Annotated in this window: 17 protein-coding genes; 7 read left to right on the forward strand and 10 right to left on the reverse strand. The window is 41.3% G+C overall.

The annotated features are described in order from the left end of the window. The first annotated feature begins 145 nt into the window (after positions 1–145). The gene (locus tag FSB73_RS22815; protein ID WP_225974307.1) at positions 146–1,048 is read left to right on the forward strand and encodes an SDR family oxidoreductase; all 903 of its coding nucleotides are present in this window, start codon (positions 146–148) and stop codon (positions 1,046–1,048) included. Between the two features lie 50 nt (positions 1,049–1,098). On the opposite strand, the gene FSB73_RS22820 is transcribed toward FSB73_RS22815, so the two are convergent. From FSB73_RS22820 to FSB73_RS22860, 9 genes are all read right to left on the reverse strand, one after another. Then, positions 1,099–1,914 (reverse strand): hypothetical protein, encoded by an 816-nt coding sequence (locus FSB73_RS22820; protein WP_146787728.1) that lies wholly within the window; start codon positions 1,912–1,914, stop codon positions 1,099–1,101. Between the two features lie 11 nt (positions 1,915–1,925). Next, entirely contained in the window at positions 1,926–2,777 is an 852-nt protein-coding gene (locus FSB73_RS22825) for a hypothetical protein (protein WP_146787731.1), read from the reverse strand. Positions 2,778–2,890: 113 nt separating this feature from the next. Beyond that, the gene (locus tag FSB73_RS22830; protein WP_146787736.1) at positions 2,891–5,026 is read right to left on the reverse strand and encodes a glucosidase family protein; all 2,136 of its coding nucleotides are present in this window, start codon (positions 5,024–5,026) and stop codon (positions 2,891–2,893) included. A 227-nt stretch (positions 5,027–5,253) separates the two neighbouring features. After that, the gene (locus FSB73_RS22835) at positions 5,254–5,829 is read right to left on the reverse strand and encodes a type 1 periplasmic-binding domain-containing protein (protein ID WP_146787740.1); all 576 of its coding nucleotides are present in this window, start codon (positions 5,827–5,829) and stop codon (positions 5,254–5,256) included. Between the two features lie 44 nt (positions 5,830–5,873). Further along, positions 5,874–6,287 (reverse strand): GntR family transcriptional regulator, encoded by a 414-nt coding sequence (locus FSB73_RS22840; RefSeq protein WP_158639685.1) that lies wholly within the window; start codon positions 6,285–6,287, stop codon positions 5,874–5,876. 167 nt (positions 6,288–6,454) lie between these two features. Then, positions 6,455–7,126 (reverse strand): RagB/SusD family nutrient uptake outer membrane protein, encoded by a 672-nt coding sequence (locus tag FSB73_RS22845; RefSeq protein WP_262712431.1) that lies wholly within the window; start codon positions 7,124–7,126, stop codon positions 6,455–6,457. After that, positions 7,123–8,187: a RagB/SusD family nutrient uptake outer membrane protein gene (locus tag FSB73_RS22850; RefSeq protein ID WP_146787751.1), complete on the reverse strand. Its 1,065-nt coding sequence runs from the start codon at positions 8,185–8,187 to the stop codon at positions 7,123–7,125. Before FSB73_RS22850 ends, FSB73_RS22845 begins: the two co-directional genes overlap by 4 nt. Before the next feature lie 12 nt (positions 8,188–8,199). Beyond that, positions 8,200–9,135, reverse strand: a complete 936-nt coding sequence (locus FSB73_RS22855; protein WP_394344815.1) for a SusC/RagA family TonB-linked outer membrane protein — start codon at positions 9,133–9,135, stop codon at positions 8,200–8,202. A gap of 122 nt (positions 9,136–9,257) precedes the next feature. Then, positions 9,258–11,285 carry a SusC/RagA family TonB-linked outer membrane protein gene (locus tag FSB73_RS22860; RefSeq protein ID WP_146787757.1) on the reverse strand — a complete coding sequence of 676 codons (2,028 nt, stop codon included), beginning with the start codon at positions 11,283–11,285 and terminating at the stop codon, positions 9,258–9,260. A 516-nt stretch (positions 11,286–11,801) separates the two neighbouring features. Here FSB73_RS22860 and FSB73_RS22865 point away from each other — a divergent pair. After that, entirely contained in the window at positions 11,802–12,341 is a 540-nt protein-coding gene (locus FSB73_RS22865) for a Panacea domain-containing protein (RefSeq protein WP_158639686.1), read from the forward strand. 293 nt (positions 12,342–12,634) lie between these two features. On the opposite strand, the gene FSB73_RS22870 is transcribed toward FSB73_RS22865, so the two are convergent. Continuing rightward, positions 12,635–13,237, reverse strand: coding sequence for an RNA polymerase sigma factor (locus FSB73_RS22870; RefSeq protein WP_146787763.1), 603 nt, complete (start codon positions 13,235–13,237; stop codon positions 12,635–12,637). A 115-nt stretch (positions 13,238–13,352) separates the two neighbouring features. Between FSB73_RS22870 and FSB73_RS22875 the strand changes: the two genes are divergently transcribed. The 5 genes from FSB73_RS22875 to FSB73_RS22895 all read left to right on the forward strand — a co-directional run bounded on the left by FSB73_RS22875 (position 13,353) and on the right by FSB73_RS22895 (position 20,950). Beyond that, positions 13,353–14,654, forward strand: a complete 1,302-nt coding sequence (locus tag FSB73_RS22875) for a FecR family protein (RefSeq protein ID WP_146787766.1) — start codon at positions 13,353–13,355, stop codon at positions 14,652–14,654. A 426-nt stretch (positions 14,655–15,080) separates the two neighbouring features. Further along, positions 15,081–16,232 (forward strand): SusC/RagA family TonB-linked outer membrane protein, encoded by a 1,152-nt coding sequence (locus FSB73_RS22880; protein ID WP_158639687.1) that lies wholly within the window; start codon positions 15,081–15,083, stop codon positions 16,230–16,232. Next, positions 16,193–18,502 carry a SusC/RagA family TonB-linked outer membrane protein gene (locus FSB73_RS22885; protein ID WP_146787774.1) on the forward strand — a complete coding sequence of 770 codons (2,310 nt, stop codon included), beginning with the start codon at positions 16,193–16,195 and terminating at the stop codon, positions 18,500–18,502. The genes FSB73_RS22880 and FSB73_RS22885 overlap by 40 nt, the downstream gene beginning before the upstream one ends. Positions 18,503–18,519: 17 nt before the next feature. After that, positions 18,520–19,902 carry a RagB/SusD family nutrient uptake outer membrane protein gene (locus FSB73_RS22890; RefSeq protein WP_225974308.1) on the forward strand — a complete coding sequence of 461 codons (1,383 nt, stop codon included), beginning with the start codon at positions 18,520–18,522 and terminating at the stop codon, positions 19,900–19,902. 295 nt (positions 19,903–20,197) lie between these two features. Then, entirely contained in the window at positions 20,198–20,950 is a 753-nt protein-coding gene (locus tag FSB73_RS22895) for a hypothetical protein (protein WP_146787778.1), read from the forward strand. Positions 20,951–20,965: the final 15 nt, after the last annotated feature.

The following is a 20,965-nucleotide window of genomic DNA, read 5'->3' on the forward strand; positions in this document are numbered from 1 at the left end:
TTGCAGATTAGTCTGTTGACTATTTAAAATCCATTTATTAGTTTTAAAGGCTAAGGCTACCCCACCCTTTAAAACTAATAAAAATTAAATAGCACATTTCCACCTTTGTTAAAAACCTGCTTTTTAACGCTTACTTTAAATCTCAATGCGTAATTTTATTGAGAATCCACTAACCATGAAGCGAGTACTTATAGCAGGCGCAACTGGGTATTTAGGGCACTTTACAGCAATTGCCTTTAAAAATGCTGGGTATTACACCAAACTACTCGTGCGCAACCCTCAAAAGCTCAAGACATATCCTGTTTATGCCAATGAGGTTGTCCAGGCAGAGATCACCCAGCCTGAAACACTCATTGATATATGTGCTGGAATAGATATTGTCTTTACGTCAGTAGGTATCACCAGACAAAAAGACGGGCTTTCTTATCATGATGTTGATTTTCAAGGCAACATGAATCTGTTAGAGGAGGCTAAAAAGGCAGGCGTCAGTATGTTTATTTATATCTCCGTTTTCAATGGACAGGCAATGCAAGACCTGGCAATTTGCAGGGAAAAAGAAAGGTTTGTCAGGGAACTCCAAAGTTCTGGCTTGCCATATAGGGTGATACGACCAACCGGGTACTTTTCTGACATGAATGACTATTATATTATGGCGAAAAAAGGCCGGGTTTATATTTTTGGATCAGGCAATGCCCATATTAATCCAATCAGTGGAAAAGATCTAGCCGCATTTTGTCTTACAGCTATTGAAAAACCCGAAACAGCGCCTGAGGTAGGCGGGCCCAAAGCATACACACATAATGAAATAGCCACTTTAGCCTTTCAATCTCTCAATAAACCTGCAAAAATTACCCATATACCGGCCTGGCTTTGCAAAGTGGTGATCTTTCTAATGCGCAAATTAACGAGCAGCAAAACATATGGACCATTTGAATTTGTAGCCACCATGCTCACCAAAGAAATGGTCGCTCCCTTTTATGGTAGCGACGATCTTTTGGAATATTTCAAGTCACTAAAAAGTACCGGCAAATCTTCCCCCACTAAATAATTTAATAAATTAAACAGCAGATCAAATAAACGAATATCAGCTATCCCTCCCTAATTCATATTGGCCTTTACCATAATTTTACTTCCTGGCTCCAATCTAACATCTACATAGGACACCACCCTGCCATCCGGTAATCTAGCTTGCTTTAGTGCAACTTTTTTAGCCTTTTTGGTAGATTTCTCTTTCGACTTGCTGTCCAGCATTTCTGCATATTTAAGCGCCCCTTTAAATTCAGCGCGCCATATAATGGAACGGTGACCATTATTGGTCATTTCACTTCGGTCTGCCCCGAAATGCGACAAATCAATGGAGGTTCTAAGTATGGGAAGATGCTCTATTCTGCTGGTTTTAATATTTGGATCATTGTAACAAGTGGCAATGACGCCGGTAGTCGCATCAGGTTCAATGCCCATCAGCCCCTGCACAATAGCTTCCACTACCCCAAATGACACTTCAGGGTATTCCCTTCTTTTGGTGTTTGGACTTGTCAGATAAAGGATTTGTTCATAAGCTTCCTTATGATAACCATTTCGGTATAAAATCAGCGGTTGGTAGGACATATTCTCCACATTCCAACGCCTGGACAGTAAATGGGCAATAGTTTTCGATTTTTTTGTGCCAGGGCTCAGTGCATCAAACCAAAGCAGAAAAGTCTCTCCTTCTGTTTTCCCAAATTCCAGTTGATCGCTATAATACGTATTGTACAAATCAGCCGAATTATCCCACCATTTATTTTCAAGTTCTTGCTGGTATTTTTTCGCTTTTTCATAGTAGCGCCTGGCTAGGGCAGGCTTGTCATTATGTGCCTGTAACTCGCCATAAGTCATTAGTCCTCTATAGATTGCTGCGACCAGATCAGCCCCCATTTTTATGTTCCTTACCCCTCAGAATAGGACGGTAACCCACGGCACCTTTTAAATGCATCGTTTTCATCGTAACTGTCAAGATTGCCCGGATGTGTTGGCCTTGTTAGCAGACTATCTGGTTGTAGCACCCATTTTGCAATATAATCAGTTACAGACTTATCAAAAAAATGAGTAAACCTGTGATCTGTTATATAAGAACGGTCCCCTGTCCATTTGTAAAGCCGCCAACAGGCGGACATAACATCAAAATTAGCCGGGAGATTATACCAGAATGCGCTGTCGTTTCTGTAGTCTTCCGGTGCCGGCTTGCCTTCTTTATTCATCTCCCAAAAAGAACACCCGTCTTTTCCCTCAGAGATATTGGAAACAAATAAGGTCATCATATTCTTATTTTCTAGGTCCATTCCCAATATGGCACCTCCAATACTCTGATGGGAGACGTCCCGCATGCAAAAAGCATTTCTAGGCGGCAATGCCGACTCATACCAGGGGCCAACCGGATCGCCGGGCTTGCCCTGGTAATGCAAAGCCATTTGCTTTGCCCAGGCAAAGCTATTGGTAAGCGCCGTATCGCTGGAAACAAAGCGAACCGCACCTGACTGCTGTCCAAAGCTCTGGGCACAACTACTTAATACGAACAAAAAGGCAATGGCGGCTATAAACCTTACCTTATAAATAAATTTATAACCTGGATAGCAACGTTTGATTGTAGACTGGCTGTTAATTCCAATGGTTAGCTTTGGAAAATTGAAGCCATTCGCGGTTCTCTTTATTTTACTGCTATCCGATACCGCCTGTCGGCTACCTGATTTGTTACGAAGACTGTAAATTCCTTTATGTATTTGATCACAAATTTGGGTCATTACTTTTCTATTTTTAAAATTAGAACAATATTCAAGGCTGTTATACGCCTGGAATCTGCCACCTTTAATCATTTGTCATTATGGTGCCTGGCGATGATTATTTACTTGCTTTATTATTTAGGGAGGGCAACCAATAAAGGTGCTTTGCCGTCCCAATTTTTCTCAAATACGGTCCTACCTTTTATGGTAACAGTGACGCTAAGTGCATTTGTCTCATTATTTCTCGTTTTTTGTATTCTTTGGACCTGTATATTAAAATCATGACGGAAGGCCATGACATGATTTAACCGCATCTCATTCCAGCCTTTGGGCAATCTGGGTTGCAGGGTAAATGTATTAAAGCTCATAGGCTGCAAGCCAAACAAGCCTTCTGTGACCGCCCTGCAGTACAAGCCACTCTCTGCAGACAGCTGTCTTTGGTCGCCTTCCGGCCAGGCCTCCACTGCGTAAGGTACATGCTCACCCAGTAAACGCATAGTTGAATAGTAACTAAAATACTTATAACAAGTATCCGTTTCACCGGCGTCAAAAAGTCCTCTAAAGGCATATAAGGTGGCTCTGTCCCAGTAGGTAGTAGAGCCGGATGCGGTAAGTATGCCTTGTTTGCTCCAAAGAAGGGGTGAGAGCAAGGCTTTAATGGTCGCATCTTTTCTTTCATTGAGACCAACTACCAGTGGTAGACAGATCCAGGAGCGCAGTTTTGTATTGCCTGCAAAATATCTGTAGGTATTAAAACCTTCCACTTCATGCCCAAAATACTGCTCAATGGCCTTTTTTAAATCGGCCGCCTTCTGAAGGTAGTCTTTTGAAAGACGAGGATCTCCTAGTATAATAGCTAATTTGGCGGCGTCTATATAACCGCCGTATGCCAGACAATTAGTGGAAAGATTGACTTTGCCTGCAGGAAACCGGCCTTCGAGTTCATCTGAATTGGAAGCGATTACCCCATCTTGGGTCACCTTTCCCTCTAAATACCGAAAGCACCATTTGATCAGTGGCCAGATACGCCTGGCTGTGGCACTATCGGCATAAGCCAGCGCAAAGCGGGAAGCACCATAGGCAATCATGGCCTGGTCGCCCCTATCTCCTGCCCCTTGCCAAACATCCACCCCTTCGGCGATAATTGAGCTGGGCAGGGGCTTCATTTCGGGGTTCATAAACCTGGCGAACTGACGATAACAATTAACGGCCGATGCATTTCCTTCCTCAAAGCCCAAAAAAGGAAAAAACGGGCTTACATATTCCGCCTCATCATTGGCCCAGAGGGCGGCATAATAAGCGCCTCCGCCAGGTCCATGCATCAGACCGCCCTTTGTATCAAAAATACTTTCTGCTGCCCGGATCTTTGCGAAGGCAAACATTTGATTAATGGTATCATTAGGCGTTTCTAACTGTAGGTTCTGGCTGATTTGTCGGAGGAATCGTTGTCTTTTTTGCAGTTCAAATTCGCCATCATAATGATAAGGATCTCTGTCTGACCTGCGGGCAGCGATTACTCTTGAAAATTTAATAGAAGTGCCTGGTTGAAGTAGTTGCGTACTATCTCCTAGTGAATAATAAACGCTCCTTATTTTGTAGGCACCATATACGCCTTTGGCCGCTGGCGTCTCCCTGGTACTGTCCATATCCTTTAATTTTAATGCAATGGGCTGTCTTGAATGATTTGCCAACTGATAGACTTCTATATAAGCTGCTTTATCAGGAGAAGGCAAAAGTTGTACATGCAACTGCAAACCTGCATTGGTGTGTCCTTCGATGGAGAGCACGCCATCAAAAGAAAATTTATCCGCCAATATATTTAAGGGCTGCCCATTTTCAGTAGCGCCAGGCAAAAGCCCTCGATTGAAGGTTTGTTTTAGACTGGCTCCTGTTAAATTAGGAATGGTTCTGAGCATCGGAAAAATAAGTTCCCTTTTTAAAACCACTTGTTGGTTATTATCTATCCCATAGGTAATGATCGCTGAAATAAATTTCCCACTCATTTCCAGGTGATCGGTATGTGGCTGCAGTCTTGTTTGCGCCGTTTTAGCACCAGCAGCAACCAGCCATTCAATGGCTCGGGTATCGCTGCCTACTTTGCCGGAAGCTTCAGTTTTCTGAACCTTAGCGGCCATTTGCCAGCGGGCGGACTGACTATAACCACTACTAATCATGCCTGCTGTTAGCAGCGTTATAATGAAGAGGCTGGCGATTTTGTTTATCTTATAATTGAATGGTTCTTTTTTGATCATCTTATTGGTATAATTCATAGTCATTATTTAATTGATAGCTTCTGTATGCAACGCTTATTTGATACGTGGGTTTCCTTACTGACGCTTATGTATTGTGGACTTGGTATGGACCCGTAAAGCGCCCTATTTTAATTCTTAGTTTCTTATATATAACGCTTCCTTACGCATGCAATGTAGCACTTTGAATGGCGCCCCAAATGCTAACGTCAATAAGGTACTGGGCTGTTTTTGGATCTTCAGCCGTTTTAAAGCGTCATTCTCCTTTTTAGTTCCATGGGTAAGGTTAGGCTTATTTTCTCCCGGCTAAGCGCCGCCTTGCCGGCAAGGGTGCCCATTTCAGAAAAATCTGTGGAAAATGTCGTAATGCCAATAAATTCTTTGGCGGGTTCGTCATTGGAGGAGAGTAAGCCGACGTCTTTGCCAAAGGCGAGATTCTTTGCTTTGACATCTTTCATGATTTCCCAAAGTAAAAAGTTATCCAAGGTAAAATATACTTTTCCTTTTTCTGCCGAATGAGGTATGTATTGACTCAAAATCCGACCTTTTATTTTAAAATCTACCAGAAACTTTTTAAAAGCGCCCACCATTTCTTTGGGATCCAAAGAATCTGGATTATGGAAAAAGATAATCTCCTCAAATTTCTTGATCGGAGGCGCCAGTTCTGAGAGGATTCTATAGGTGGAATCTTTAAATTCCTGGGTGATATGATTGAACTGCCCTTCAATTTGTTCATACCTGTCCACCATTAAGAATTTACTTCTGGGAATCTGTTCTAGTAAGGCCTTGGATTTTGAATGGGGTATGGGGGCAATGACATTCATTTCGTAACCTCCTTTAATCTGTTCGGTAATCTTTTCAAAGGTTTCTATATTTCCGTGATGGAAAAAGACATCAAGCCTGATTTTTTTGAAAGCTGCGCCCTGAAATTACGATAGAACTGTTCTTCAAAGGTGTCCAGGTTGTACATCACCAGCGCGATACTTTGGATTTTTTCATCCTCGCCTCCCAATACATAATACCCCAATCTTTTTTGCGAGCCGATGACGCCCCTGTCGATAAGCTCAGCAATGCCCTTTACAATAGTTGCCCTGGAAAAGTGCAACTGCTCAATCATGGTGTTCACGGAGGGTAACCTTTCACCCTTTTCTATTACTTTATCATCAATGGCATTGATAATACCCTGCACCAATTGATTGTGCTTATAATAAGACGGTACATCTGCCAGTTGCCTTATATAATCTAAAATGGCCTCTTTTTTTTGCTGTGCTTCTTTTCTCACGTTGATATTCTATAAATTTAAACGATAAAAGGAGTTGTCCTTTTAGGCATTGCCTACTTCCACAGTTGCCTCTCCAAACAAAAATAACCCATTTCAGTGGAAGAGCTAGTTGGCTCTTGTTATATTTTCCCCTGACACTCAAAATGCGCCAGGGGAAAATAATGGTTTTATTTATATCCTGGATTTTGTTTGATATTTGGATTTTTCTGAATTTCGCTTCTTGGAATAGGATACAGGGTTAAAGCTGGCTTCCAGACCCTGTCCTCAATGACTTGCGTTTTGTATGTGAAGGATGTATTGGCGGCAGAGGTTGGCGTAATTTGAATGCCCAGGGCGTCACCGGCACCCGTTTCAGCCAAATTCCAGCGTCTCAAATCAAAATACCGGTGTCCTTCAAAGCATAGTTCAATTCTGCGTTCCTGCCTGATCTTATCCACCAGATTTGCGGCGGTAAGATCCGGCATGTCTGCTCTTTTTCGGATCAGGTTTACATATTTTAATGCGTCGGCTGTGTTGCCTAGTTCGGCTGAGGCTTCTGCATAATTTAAGTAAATCTCAGCCAGTCTGAATACAACCCATTGACATTTGCTATATTCCTGGTTATTGAAATCATAGCTTTCATCGATCATTTTGCGAATGGTATACCCTGTTTTAGATGCATTCCAGGGAGAAAGTGAACTGGTCTTTGAATCCAGCCCACCGGTATAAAACTGCGCCGTTCTGTTTTTATAGGGAGCCCCATTATAGAGTACATCCGCATAGAATCTGGGATCACGATTCGCATAAGGGTCTTTGGCCTCAGCTGGGATTTGCCAACTAAAAGCCGTCCCGTCTTTCATTTGGAAAGCTTCAACCATTTGCTCCAGGACATTATAGGCACTATAGCCATTATAACCATTTGGCTTAGGTCTCTAAATACAGTGTTATAGCGGTCTTCAAAGGAGGTGCCGCTAAAAACACGGGCAAAGATAACTTCTGAATTAAAAGGATCTAAAAATACCTTATTCAGACTTTGGTCACTGGCCTCACCATATAGCGCATACTGCCCTAAATCAATGACAGCTTTGGCAGCGTCTGCAGCCGCCTGCCAACGGCTCCTATCATTTGTAGGGTTATAGGCTGGACTTGCTGCATATAATAACAATCTGGACTTTAGCGCCAGGCATGCGCCTATGGTCGCTTTTCCGTTATCTGACGAGCTGGCGTACGCTTTAGGTAAAAGTGCTATTGCCGCGGTAATTTCTGATAGGATATAATCCCTGGTCTCATCCCAACTGGCTCTTGCTTCCGTAAAAGTTTTATCTGCGGATGTATAAACTTTGGTAATCAGTGGCACACCACCGAATCTTTTGAGCAGTTCAAAATAACAAAGTGCCCTTAGAAAGTGAACTTCACCTTTCATGTTACTGATATCAGCAGCAGCCCCTGTTGTGTCTACCTTTTCAATATTTTGAAAAAAGATATTGGTTTTCTGGATGGTACTATATAATGTACTCCAGAAATTGATCGTGGAGCTATAGTTTAGCGGAAAGGAACTGGATTGATTATCTGGTGTTGCCTGTCCCAATACATATTCGTTTTCGTTGCACCAGTTAAAATTACTATATAGTTCATCTGTTTGTGCACCCCAACTATATCCGGCGTCTTTAAAAGTCAAGACAGATTCTCTATATATTTGATTTACAAATACCTGGGTGAGTGCCGGATCAGTCCATACTGCATCTTCAGAAATCGCATCCTGTGGCGTAAGATCTAGCACTTTGGAACAGGAGTTTAAACTGGCCCCTATTAAGACCATGCTGGCAATGACGACACAATTAAATTTAATTTTTACTTTTGTCGTCATTACTCTTTTTATTATTCCTTTCATATTTATAATTATTTTCATAATCGTTTTCATAAACTTAGCGTTTTAAAAGGTGAGGTTTAAACCAAAATTGATCACGCGTTGTTGTGGATAATACCTACCATCGGTGCTGGTACCACTGGGCGCTTCTGGATCGAAGGAAGGCCCAAAATCATCAATAGACAGCAGGTTGTTACCATTGATATAGAATCTGGCTCTTTGTAATTTTAACCTATCCAGTAGCGTTTTAGGAAAATTATAACCGATTTCAACATTTTTCAAGCGCAGGAACCCATCATTTCTCAACCAAAAATCCGATGGAAGTGTATTGGGACCAAAGGTTCTGCTGGTGGGGCCATTGAAGGTTCTTGGGTATTTATTATCACCTTGTTTTTGCCATCTATCCACAAAAAACTCTTCAGCCATATTTAAACCCGATGGTCTGAGCAGGGCCTGGGCTGCTGCCTGGCCCTGGAAAAAAACGCTAAAATCAAAGTTTTTATAATTGCCGCCAAAGGTAAGTCCATATAAAATCTGGGGAGTATTGGACTTGGTTAATCGAATTTTGTCCAGATCATTGATCTCACCGTCTCCATTTTGATCAATGTATTTTATATCGCCAGGTCCACTTCCCTCTGGATGAGGTGAGTTGTCAACTTCCTGCTGTGTCTGATATAATCCATCGGATTCATATACAAACCAGGAGTCCATTGGATAACCGGTACTTTTTTGATAATCAGGAACATTCGCAGATTCGGCGATGTATTTTATTTTATTGGTAGCGTAGGTAAAGTTCCCACTAATAAAATAGGAGAAATCCTGGTTTACGCTTTTGTTATAATGGGCATCAAAATCCAATCCATGGCTATTGACTTTCCCATAATTCTCATCGGGCAAAGTGATGCCAGTATAATCAGGAACAACAGCAGTCGGTGGGCCCAGAATATCCTTTCTGGCGGCCTGCCAGATATCCAGGCTAACTGAAAGTGCATTATTTAGCATAGTGGCATCGATACCTATATTGGTTTGACTGGCTCTTTCCCAGGTGATATCCAGATTGGGGGTGGGTCCCAGTGAAAATCCAGGTGCCTGAGTAGCATCATTGCCGTATTCATAGCCTCTCCCTAAATATTATTATTTGGATCCTGACCTGATTCCAAAATATAATTTTGCAGATACTGGAAGGCACTTACGGCGTCATTACCAGTTTCACCCCAAGAGGCGCGAAGTTTTAAGTCATTGAAAAAGCCTGAGTGAAAAAACTTTTCATTGGAGATGCGCCATGCCCCGGAAATGGAAGGGAAAAAGCCAAATCTTTTACCTGGGGCAAAATTGGCGGAGCCGTCATAGCGCATTGAATAGTCAATTAGATATCTGTTGTCGTAGTTATAAGAAAGACGGCTGATGTAATTTTGTCTGGCTGCTTGTACAGTACTGGAGTTATTTAGAATGCCATCTGTGCCGCCTGCAAACAATTCGGCTATGGTATTGCTTAGAAAGCCCTTTCTGGAAGCTTGTAACAAGGTGTAATCCCGCTGGGACTGTTCATAAGCGACAAAGGCTTCCAGGTGGTGCTTTCCGAACAGACGCTCCCACCCTAATTTAATGTTAAATAACCGGTCCAGGGTTTTATCATTGTTGATGTTAAGTGAGGGTGTTCCTGTAGCCGAATAAGCGTCATAGTTGCCGGTGTTGACATTGTAACTATAAGCGGGCGGAGGTGTTTTGTCAAAAAATTTATATTGGTGATAGGACAAATCATAGGCATAATAACCGTCTAATTGCAGTCCCTTTGTAAGTGTGGAAAGATCCCAACTAAAGCTGGTCTTTGTTTGCAGAAAATCATAATTATCTGTCTGCTGCCCGGTCTGGTTATCCAGAATATATACTAGACTGTTATTTGGACCTCCATCGATACCTACGCCGACCTTGCCATTTGGATAAACAGGTACCAGGTAGGGATAGGCATTCCAAAATTCATAAAACAGGCCTCCATACCCAGCTGATTCTTTGTATTCATTCCTGTACAGGACATCAATGCCAATTTTAAAGTTTTTTGTGGCCTGTATGTCCATATTTGCCCGGACATTGCGGTTTTTATAGAAATCCTTTCCGCTTTTATACATACTGTTTTGGTTCAGGTACTGTCCTGAAATAAAATATTTGATTTTGTCTGAACCGCCTCTAAGTGAAATCAATTCGTTTTGCTGATCAGACCAGTTTTTCATGACGGATTTCCACCAATTGGTATTGGGATGCCCTAAAGGGTCGGAACCGTCCGCGTATTTTTGAATATCTTCCTGGCTGTAAGTTGGTTGTTGCCCTAATAATGCATTGTACTCATTAACTGATTGTGCGTACTGGGCGGAATTCAACATCTTTGGTACCCTGGTCGGCTGTGTCATAGCCCAATTGGTCGTGAACGACAATGTAGAATTGCCGGCTTGGCCCCTTTTTGTTGTAATCAGGATGACGCCATTCGCGGCTCTTGCTCCATAAATGGCAGCTGTGGCGTCTTTTAAAACTGTAAAGGAGGCAATATCTGCTGGATTGAGTCTGGAAAAACCTCCTTCCCGATCTGGTACGCCATCAATAACGATTAATGGAGCAGTACTTCCAAGTGTGCCTTTTCCTCTGATCAGAATATTTGCACCATCAGCTCCCGGTTCGCCGCTGCGTGTATTGGCGATAATACCTGGTACGGCCCCGGCAATGGCATTTGAGAGATTAGCGACGGGGGATTTCTCCAGTTCCTTGCCGCTAACAGTGGCGACGGCCCCTGTTAAATTGGCTTTTTGACGTTTACCATAGCCAATAACAACCACTTCATTTAGGGCTGTTCCCTCGGCCGGTTCTAAGACAACATCAATGATTTGGCGGCCATTTGTGGCCACTTCTTTTGTCAGGTAACCGACAAAAGAGAAAACAAGGCTTTTTGTTTCCTTCTCCACCTGAATCTGGTAATGCCCGGTGCTATCGGCAATAACTCCTTTATTACTGCCATTTAGGTGGACGCTTACACCGGACAGTGGTGTGCCTGTATTACTGGTGATTGTGCCTTTGATGACTGTTTGCGCCTCAGCGGTGCTGAAGCCACAGACAGTTAGGGCTAAACAAAAACATAATACAGCTAAACAATTTTTAAGTTTCATTCGCTTGGGTTTTGATGATTTTTAGGTAAAAAATGAATAATTTCTGTACTGGTCTATTCTGTTATTTTAACAAATATAAAGCACCCTTGCGCATATCGCCAAATTTTTCTTAACGAAGATCACGAGCAAAGGGCAAATCTGAGGATTTAGCACCCTAAAATCAATATGTTATGTTAACAACAAAAAATTGGAGATGAATTAATTTACCATTGGTTATAGGTAAGCAGCCAGGCTTTCAGTCTAAAACAGGAATGTAAATTTTATTTTAAGATTGGTTAAATCAAGCGTCTGACCAAAATTGTAAAATGGAATAAAAAGCTAAATAGAAATTATGACCTTTTAAAAATTTGGACACTGCTAGATAAGAATATCCCATAGAACTAAAACCAAATTAATAGCCCCAATTTAAGTAAATAGGAACACAGAAACTTAGCCGCTAAATCAAAAATGATTATTATCTTTGATATAGAAATAATAGAGCACATCCTCATATCTAAAATAAAAGGGATGGTCCATATGAATACAATAAACCATTTTAATAAAAACAAATCGATTAATGCAGTCCTATTTATTGCCGGAAAAATAAAAACATGCGATTTTCATAAAACCTTTAAAATACTTTATTTTTCTGACAGGGAGCATTTATCAAAATATGGACGCTCAATTACAGGGGATACCTATATTGCTATGCAAGATGGTCCGGTACCTACCAATTTATATGATATTTTTAAATCAGTCAGAGGAGATGGATATTTTAAGGACAAGGGAAATTTTGCTACATTTTTCGAAGTTACAAGTTGGAATATTATAAATCCGATATTGGAACCAAATTTAAAAACATTATCTAAAACAGATATTGAAATTTTAACCTCAAATGTCGAGATATATGGTAAATTGTCTTGGCAAGAAATTAGAGATATTTCACATGATTACGCATGGGAGAACACTTCAAAAGACAGACCTATGAAGATTAAGGATATTCTCCTAGAAGCTGGTAATGATAGTTCATATCTGGATTATATAAATATGCGAGCCACGATTAGCAAATCCTTTTAATGAACGTTTCCATTTACCAATGAGTATTTGGCATTTATAAGTTTTAATAAAGGCAATCGTTCAACAAAAGCCTGCGCACACTTCATCCCTATTATCCTCTTCTACTCGATTACTATATCATAGAATGTAAAATCAATTTTGAGTTTGATCTTTACTATAAAAATATCCCAAAGCATATAAAAAGAGAATAAGCCTGTCACCTGTTCAGGCGAAAAATAAAACCACATATTGTCTAAGCTATTTATAGCATACCCTTCTACAAAAAGGAGTCACTTTTGTTGCATCCTCTTAAACTATACAAGCCAATAGACCAATAGCAAAAGCCCCATCCTGGATAACAGCCGTATCGCTCTACGCATATGTTGTTCCACAGTATTAACAGAGAGTCCCAGTTTAATCGCTACTTCTTTGTTAGATAAATCCTCTATTCGTCTAAGTTTAAAAACTTCTCCACACTTCTTTGGCAATTGCTCAATTGCCTCACTGAGCAACCAATCCTGCTCTTTCGCAATTAATTCTGTTTCAGGATTTCTTGCATTAATTTGATTCTGCAGGGTGTCAATATCTTCAACAAAAACCTGGGTAGCAACTTTTCGGTAATAATCGATCACCTTATTTTTTAAAATCATATTCACATATCCCAATGGATTTAAAAACGGCGTACCTCGCTTTTGATAAAATGATAGCATTGTATCTTGGGCGATTTCTTCCGCAACAGTGGGATTACCTGTTTTGAGAAAGGCCACTCGAACAAGCGCTTTTACATGCCTTTTATAAAAAACAGCAAACGCTGCTTCCTGCCCCCTATTCCAGTGGCTAATTAATTCAAAATCATTTAATAATATGTAATCTTCCTTGCGAATGGTTAGTTGTTTTATTGTTAACCAAAAGTAAATAGTATTTTCCTTAGAAAAAAAATAAAAATTTTCTTCCGTTTAAATAACGGTTACTCCAAATAATCTCGTCCTTACCTATACCGGCAATCATGAGTCGATTAATTAAATTCTATCCATGGATCAGTCAACGCTTATTACACTTCTGACAAAATACCAACAGGGCACCTGCAATACTGAAGAATTGCAGCAAATTGACACCTGGTATGCCGGGCTGGATACCAATACCGCATTCGACAAGCAAAAAGCCTCCCGCTTCTTGCAACAGCTTGATCATGCTGATGCTGATTTTGAACAACGACTGTATTTAGATTTTTTAAACAAACTCCAACAAGAAAAAGAATCTGAAACGTCTTCCTCCATAACGGACAACCTCGAGCAACAACGCATTAGTCATCATAAGCAGTTTTTCAAGAAGCTCAAAATTGCTTGTTCAATTATCGCCATATTAGGCCTTAGCTTGTGGGCTCTCCGAACGCTTACTGATCATAAAGACTTTGAGAACCAAACCGCAAAACTTGCAGACTCCTTACAACCAGCTTTTCAAATAGGGATGCCCGGACAAAACAGAGCCATCCTCAAATTAGCTGGAGGACAGACTATTATACTAGATACACTTCAAAATGGATTAATTGCAACACAAGGCGGCATGCAGTTAATAAATAAGGCAGGTACGCTCAATTTTGCAACCTTAACTAAGGAGGAAAAGCAAAATAAAACCAATCAAAAAGACGCCGGCGCCGCCTTAACAGGAAACAACATACTACAAACGGCTCCAGGAGAACAATATAAATTGATATTGCCAGATGGCACCAAAGTTTGGCTCAATGCAGCCTCCAGCCTGGAATTTCCCGCAAGCTTTGCACACCTAAAAACAAGAACCGTTAAATTAGAAGGGGAGGCTTACTTTGAGGTAGTTCATAATAGTAATCAACCTTTTACAGTGCAGACTGCTCATCAAACTATTGAAGATATAGGTACCGCTTTTAATGTAAGTGCCTATAAAGATGATCCTTTTACAAAAACAACCTTGCTGGAAGGTGCTGTTCAAGTGCGTAACACAGCAAGTCGTCAGATTACAACAAAAACTCGAAGCTTAGTACCTGGTCAGCAGGCCTCTTCAAGTAACGCAGACATGGGAAGTGGAGATCTCAAAGTAACAAGGATTGACACTGATGGGGTAATTGCCTGGAAAAATGGTTATTTCCAATTTGAAGGTGAGGATATCTATGCCATTATGCGCAGGGTCTCTCGCTGGTACAAGGTACAGGTGGTATATGACGGACCCATCCCTAAAAGCCGCATGGAAGGTTCAATGAGTAGATTTGAGCGCGTCTCTAAAGTCTTGAATATTATTGAAAAAACTGGCTTATTTGAATTTAAAACAGTGGGAAATACCATTCATGTCAGCGCACCTTAAAACAGGACAGAGGTGCTTGAATTCTCTTAGATTATGGCAGGATTAATTCCCGATAAATTATTGAACTTAAACATTTTATTATTTAACGCTAAACAGGTCCTATTATGCTAGTAAACAGACTATTTCCGACTTAAAAAGGAGTAAAAAAAATAAACGCCTGAATCGCGTTTGACTTACTCATGATTTTGCAATTTAAATTCCATGGACGCTTACGTTTGATAGACAATAAAGACGCCTGAAGTGGTACGAACACTTCAGACGCCTCACAAAATGTAATGCGCTCTAATTCAACTCGTTCGTCATTTTACTTTAGAAAAACAGAACAGAAATTGATTATTCACCTTACAATTTAAAATTATGCTTTTTTTGCCTCCCGACAAAAATGGCCGCGGAAGATTTTATCTGCTGGCCAAAAAAGTTCTTATTATGCGTATTATCCCTATCAGTTGCCTGGCGCTTTTTGTCAATCTGGCTGTTGCAGCCAGTGGACAAAAGGTGAGTATTAAGGCTAAAAACAGTTCCATACATAACATACTTGAAAAAATAAAAGCCCAGACCGGCTTTAATTATTTTCTGGTAACAGAAGACCTGAAGGCGGCACATCCTGTTAGCGTCGACCTAAATAATGTAGACTTGAAAACAGCATTAGGGCAGATATTAAAAAACCAGCCGCTCTCCTTTTATATTGAGGACAAGGTGATTATCATCAGAAAGGATGAAAATAAAACAGTAACTTCTTCTGTGGTGGTCCAGGTAGCCCCCATTGAGGTTACTGGCAAGGTCACCGATGAGAACGGCACACCAATCAGTGGTGCTAGTATTACTATTGAAGGGACCGGCAAAGGAACGGTTAGTAGTGAACTGGGGATATTTAAACTCAATTTAAATAAAGGCGACAGACTAACCATATCACATTTGGGTTATGCTTCAAAGACAATCACTTTCAAAGGTGTAACCAGCCTTGTGATCCAACTGATCAGAAAAGAAAATAATCTTTCAGAAATCGTGGTGATCGGTTATGGCACTGTAAATAAAAAAGATTTAACTGGCGCAGTGGCAACGGTTAAAGCTGAGGATGTGGATGTAGCAACCAGTTCCAGTATTGCCCAGGCACTGCAGGGTAAGGCTGCAGGCGTCCAGATCACACAAGCCACCGGCCAGCCCGGGGCTAATGCTAAAATCCAGATCAGAAGTAACCCATCGCCAAGTGCGCCGGATATTCTGTATGTGGTTGATGGTGTCCCTATCGATAATGGTGCTGCACAGCCTAGTCTGACAGGAACAATTGGTGCAGGTAAATACGGTACGGGAGGTGCAGACAAAAGCCCGTTGAATTTTATTAATCCCAATGATATCGCCTCCATTGAATTTCTGAAAGATCCCAGTTCTACTTCCATTTATGGCAGCAGGGCCGGATCGGGTGTAGTGCTGATTACCACCAAGCATGGTAAAGAGGGTAAAACATTAATCAACTATAGCGGTAATTATGGCATTCAAAGGGTTGACAAAATGTACCCGGTATACGGGCCAAGGATTATATGCTGCAAAGAAATGCACTCGCAGAGGAAATTTGGCTAAGAGATAACAAAATAGCCCCATATTATGGTCAGACGGATATCAAGGATCCTGCTTTAAGCCAGTTTAAACCCATATACAGCAGCAGCGAAATAGAACAGGCAGTGGATTATGGTCAAAGTGCGATGGATGCCATAACCAGGAATGCCTTTACAGAACAACATAACTTATCCATGTCTGGAGGCAATTTAAAAACCACCTATTTTGCATCCGCCAATTATTTTAATCAAAGAGGGGTCATTATCGGATCGGACTACAAACGCTATAATGGCAGACTAAATTTGGATCATAATATATCCAATCAGATTAAGGTAGGTGCCAATGTTTTAGTATCTGGATCCACTGCAAATAATACCTTGACAGGGGGCTCAAATGAGAATGGAGGTATTATTACGGCAGCTATCTATTGGGCGCCGATATTGCCACTTCAGGCGGCAGACGGCTCTTATCCCATTAGCCCCTATTATCCAAATATACCCAACCCTCTCTCTTACAGTACATTGACTAATACCACAGGCAATAATCGAATCCTAAGCAGTGCTTATGGGCAGTGGGAAGTCGTTGCTGGTTTGACAGCCAAAGCACAGTTTAGTTATGATTGGTCTACTTCCAGAACTTCCGCGTATTTGCCGACTACTTTTCTTTTTGGCAGTCAGGTAAATGGCGAGGCCAGTATTGATGAGACCAGAGCTTATCAAAAAACCATGATCTATAGCTTGAATTACAATAGGGATATTGCACCTAGGCACCATTTAAATGCCGTGGTGGCTTATGATTATGAATCTGGAGGTGGCGATTATCTTTCAGCTGCCAATCAAAATTTCATATCTGACATTGTCAAATATTATAATTTAGCAATGGGCCAGGCGGATAAACCAAGCGTTGGCTCTTCCAAACAGGCCGAACTCGTATCTTCTTCTGTTGTAGCCAGAGCCATTTACACCTACAAAGGCAATATTACGGTTCAGGCTTCCATTAGAAGAGATGGATTTTCCACCTTTGCTGAAGGGAAAAAATGGGGTTATTTCCCTGGCGTTTCAGCCGGATGGGTAATCTCAAACGAAAATTTCTTTAAATCAATTGCTGCAGTCAACTATCTTAAATTTAGAGCTGGATACGGCGAAACCGGCAATCCACTCACGTTGGGCTCCGCCTTTAACCTATATGGCTCCGCACAAAGTCCTTATTTTGGAGATGGCCAGGTAAATACCGGTATTTCTCTTACACAGGCGGCCAATCCAAATCTTTCCTGGGAAACAAGAGCAGGGATAAATGCAGGTATTGATTTCGGCGTGTGGGGCAATAGAATTACCGGTTCATTCGATTATTACAGCACCACTAATAGGAATCTACTCAAATATGTAGCCTACCCAGTGGGTTTTATTATTAATGGTGTATATATTAACGATGGCAAAACAAGATCTACCGGTTACGAACTCAGCCTGGAGAGTAAAAACCTGGTCTCCAAAAATAATGAACTGAGTTGGTCCACGACGCTTAATTTTTCCCATTATTTAAATTATTGGTTGGAAAGAGCAGATATGGATCTGAAAACGCTGCCCAAATATGAGATAGCTACCGGTAAAAATGCGCCATATAAGCCGGTGTATGGCTACCAGTCCTCGGGCATATTCAAGGGCACCTTTGGAACTGCGCCTGCATGGATGCCAGGCATGCTTCCCGGAGGACTAATTATAGTAGACAAAGCAGGTTATGATGAGAAGGGTAATCTAACCGGTCCTGATGGCAGTATTTCTGCCGCAGATCATATTTTGCTGGGTAATGCAGATCCAAAATACAGTTTTGGCCTCGGCAATAAATTTACCTTCAAAGGATTTGATTTGAATATCTTCCTTTCAGGTATGGTTCAACACAACTGGTCGCCATTAAATGGCGCCCGAGTGCTGGAAACACAAATGAATGCCCATGGATGGAACGCAATGGTCGGTGCTGCTGAACCCTGGAGTAGTCAGCATACAGAAAGTAATATACCGACCACACTCGTTGATGGTTCCTATGCGCAATATCAGAACAGCGCGGGTTATTGGTGGATAAACAGTTCTTATTTACGTTGTAAAAGCCTGATGTTGGGTTATAGCCTCCCGGCAAAATTACTTTCTGGCCAAAAGGTATTTTCCAATATCCGCGTATCCATAGACGCTCAGAATCTATTTACGATTACGGATTATCCAGGTCTGGACCCAGAACTGAATGCAGGAAATTATTACCCATTGGTAAAAAGCTATGTCTTCGCTGTAAACTGTACTTTTTAATCTTAACTAAACTTATCATGAATATTTTATCCAATAAGCAATCATTAGGTATAGCTGCAATAGCCGCAGCCTGCCTGGCGGCCACTCTTTTGGCTCCTGGTTGCACCAAAGACCTTACATTTAAACCATATGGTGACCTTTCCAGTGTTGTTAATACCAAACAAGGTGCAGTCGCACTGGTTAATGCAGCTTATACCGGTCTTGCAGGTGGCGGGGACTATAATGGAGGTTGGGATGCGGGAACTTATTCCTATCGAACCCAAGCGATGATGACTACTGATGAAGGGATTTGTGCCTGGGGTGGTGATTGGGCCAATATGCAAAGTCTAAACTTCACTCCTGATTTTGATTGGGTCACCCATAATTTCACCAAATACACACCATATATTTCGATCATAACAGTGGATCTGGCTAAAATAGCGGCCCTGAATGTTGATGGAAAAGATAGCCTGCTTAACCGGTACATCGGTGAACTGCAAGGATTACGCGCAGAATATGCAGAACAACTGTATTTTTATTACGGCCCCTTTACCATTAAAACGGATGCTGAGGATGCCAGTAATCCAGATGCTCCTTATGAGCCGCGACCAGATAAACAGGTAGTGGTGGCACAAATAGAGAAGGATTTTCAGCAGGCAGCCGCTATACTGCCAAATCGGTTCACGGGTCAGGATTATGGCCGTTTCAGTAAAGCAGCAGCCCTTACCGGTCTTATGAAGCTTTATATGCATGAAAAAGACTGGGCAAAAGCCGTTGCTGTGGGCCAGCAATTAAAGACATTGGGTTACAGCCTATGCGAGAACTATGAGGATAACTTTAATATCAACAATAAGGGAGGCGCCAATCCAGAAGTAATCCTGTCTGTTGTTTGCTCCCCTACAGGTGGGGATTCTTACGCTAATTATTGGTTGGCTATGTCATTGCCTCCAGATTATCAGGACCCGAGTGGTATCCCGTTAACTGCCTGGGGTGGCTATAAAATGCCATGGAAAACCTATGACAAATTTAATCCAAGCGACAAACGGCTCAAAGTATTACTGGAAAAATATCCTATTGGAAAAGATGCAAACGGCAATATCATTTATAAGGATGCAAAAGCTGCAGGCGATCCGGGTGCCGTTCCGATGAAATTTGGTCCAGACCCTTCAAGAGCTAATTCTCAAAACAGCGGTATTGATTTTCCTATATTCAGATATGCGGATGTTTTACTCATGCTTGCAGAAAGTATTAATGAAGCCCAGGGAGCACCTAACAGCGAAGCCTATGATTGCATAAATCAGGTTCGGGAAAGAGCCGGCCTCACACCGCTCAAAAACCTCAATCACGACAGCTTTCTTAAGGCGATTCAAAATGAGCGGCTCTTTGAACTCTGGGGGAAGGCTGGCGCAGGGATGATCTAATTCGTTGGGGTCTTTATCTGAAAAGAGCCACCGATGATGGGTCCACACATAGTGACGCGAGTAAACTACTAATGCCACTGCCAAGGTCAGTAGTGGCACAAAGTGGCGGGGTGATTAAACAAAATCCTGATTATAAATAGCTTTTTATTACAGAAATATGAGTAACCCGATCAGGGGAATGGTTTTTAACAATTCCCCTGATCGGGTATCATGAAACTTAATTAAAATATTTACGAAAATAAAATTGTAACCCCTATTCTAGCCCAATTTCTGGATTTGACCTTAAATAAAATATATGATTTTTAATATTTCAAAGTGTTTAAGCATCAAAGTGTCTCAACTGGTGCTTTGTACAATAATACTGTTTAATACAGGCTGCGGTCCCAGCAAAAACGTTACAACAAAAAACAATACTTCTCAAAAGCAACCACCCAATTTACGTACTTTTAAAAATTACTCGACTATTTTTCAGACAATTAGTACTAGATCCTGGATTAAACTGAGTTGGCAGCAAGACCAATTACCCGAAGGATCAGATTATTTTGAGCTTGATTGGACAGATAAAACAAGCCATGAGACCAGATCACAGGTCGTTAGTGCCAAGAGCCATGGTTTCTATATCCATCCAGTACAGCCTGGCAGGCATTATGCACTTTCTATAAAGGCCAAAACCAATAATAATCAGGTCGAAAAGATTTTATTTACTAAAAATGTTTATACTGACACGAGTTGGCAACTCATGCCAGGTGAAGCGAAGCTATTGGACATACCCAGTTCTGCAGCAGTACCTAAGGGAATGGTACTATTTTTCCATGATGAATTTAACGATAGCTTACTTAATTATAATAAGTGGTTCGACACTTATTATTCAACCCTGGATTTTGATAATAAGATGCAGTGGCAGGCTTTTCAGCACAACAAGCTTCCAAAAGCAGCTTATAAACTCAATGGCAACTATTTAGACTTAATTGTAAATGACACTTTGCCTAAGGTCGCTTTTTTAAAGATGGCAAAAAAATATCCTCCATCCAAACCTATGATTGGGTAACCAATACCAACAGGC

Origin of the sequence: Arachidicoccus ginsenosidivorans, from assembly GCF_007971385.1 — a bacterium.
Taxonomy (GTDB): domain Bacteria; phylum Bacteroidota; class Bacteroidia; order Chitinophagales; family Chitinophagaceae; genus Arachidicoccus; species Arachidicoccus ginsenosidivorans.

What these genes read in the sequence shown, in the direction of transcription:
- FSB73_RS22895 (WP_146787778.1), top strand. Translation starts at nt 20,198, where the DNA reads ATGATTTTTAATATTTCAAAGTGTTTAAGCATCAAAGTGTCTCAACTG.
- FSB73_RS22815 (WP_225974307.1), top strand. Translation starts at nt 146, where the DNA reads ATGCGTAATTTTATTGAGAATCCACTAACCATGAAGCGAGTACTTATA.
- FSB73_RS22885 (WP_146787774.1), top strand. Translation starts at nt 16,193, where the DNA reads ATGCTGCAAAGAAATGCACTCGCAGAGGAAATTTGGCTAAGAGATAAC.
- FSB73_RS22875 (WP_146787766.1), top strand. Translation starts at nt 13,353, where the DNA reads ATGGATCAGTCAACGCTTATTACACTTCTGACAAAATACCAACAGGGC.
- FSB73_RS22880 (WP_158639687.1), top strand. Translation starts at nt 15,081, where the DNA reads ATGCGTATTATCCCTATCAGTTGCCTGGCGCTTTTTGTCAATCTGGCT.
- FSB73_RS22860 (WP_146787757.1), bottom strand. Translation starts at nt 11,285, where the DNA reads ATGAAACTTAAAAATTGTTTAGCTGTATTATGTTTTTGTTTAGCCCTA.
- FSB73_RS22855 (WP_394344815.1), bottom strand. Translation starts at nt 9,135, where the DNA reads ATGCTAAATAATGCACTTTCAGTTAGCCTGGATATCTGGCAGGCCGCC.
- FSB73_RS22865 (WP_158639686.1), top strand. Translation starts at nt 11,802, where the DNA reads ATGAATACAATAAACCATTTTAATAAAAACAAATCGATTAATGCAGTC.
- FSB73_RS22850 (WP_146787751.1), bottom strand. Translation starts at nt 8,187, where the DNA reads ATGAAAACGATTATGAAAATAATTATAAATATGAAAGGAATAATAAAA.
- FSB73_RS22835 (WP_146787740.1), bottom strand. Translation starts at nt 5,829, where the DNA reads ATGAATGTCATTGCCCCCATACCCCATTCAAAATCCAAGGCCTTACTA.
- FSB73_RS22820 (WP_146787728.1), bottom strand. Translation starts at nt 1,914, where the DNA reads ATGGGGGCTGATCTGGTCGCAGCAATCTATAGAGGACTAATGACTTAT.
- FSB73_RS22845 (WP_262712431.1), bottom strand. Translation starts at nt 7,126, where the DNA reads ATGAAAGACGGGACGGCTTTTAGTTGGCAAATCCCAGCTGAGGCCAAA.
- FSB73_RS22890 (WP_225974308.1), top strand. Translation starts at nt 18,520, where the DNA reads ATGAATATTTTATCCAATAAGCAATCATTAGGTATAGCTGCAATAGCC.
- FSB73_RS22830 (WP_146787736.1), bottom strand. Translation starts at nt 5,026, where the DNA reads ATGAATTATACCAATAAGATGATCAAAAAAGAACCATTCAATTATAAG.
- FSB73_RS22825 (WP_146787731.1), bottom strand. Translation starts at nt 2,777, where the DNA reads ATGACCCAAATTTGTGATCAAATACATAAAGGAATTTACAGTCTTCGT.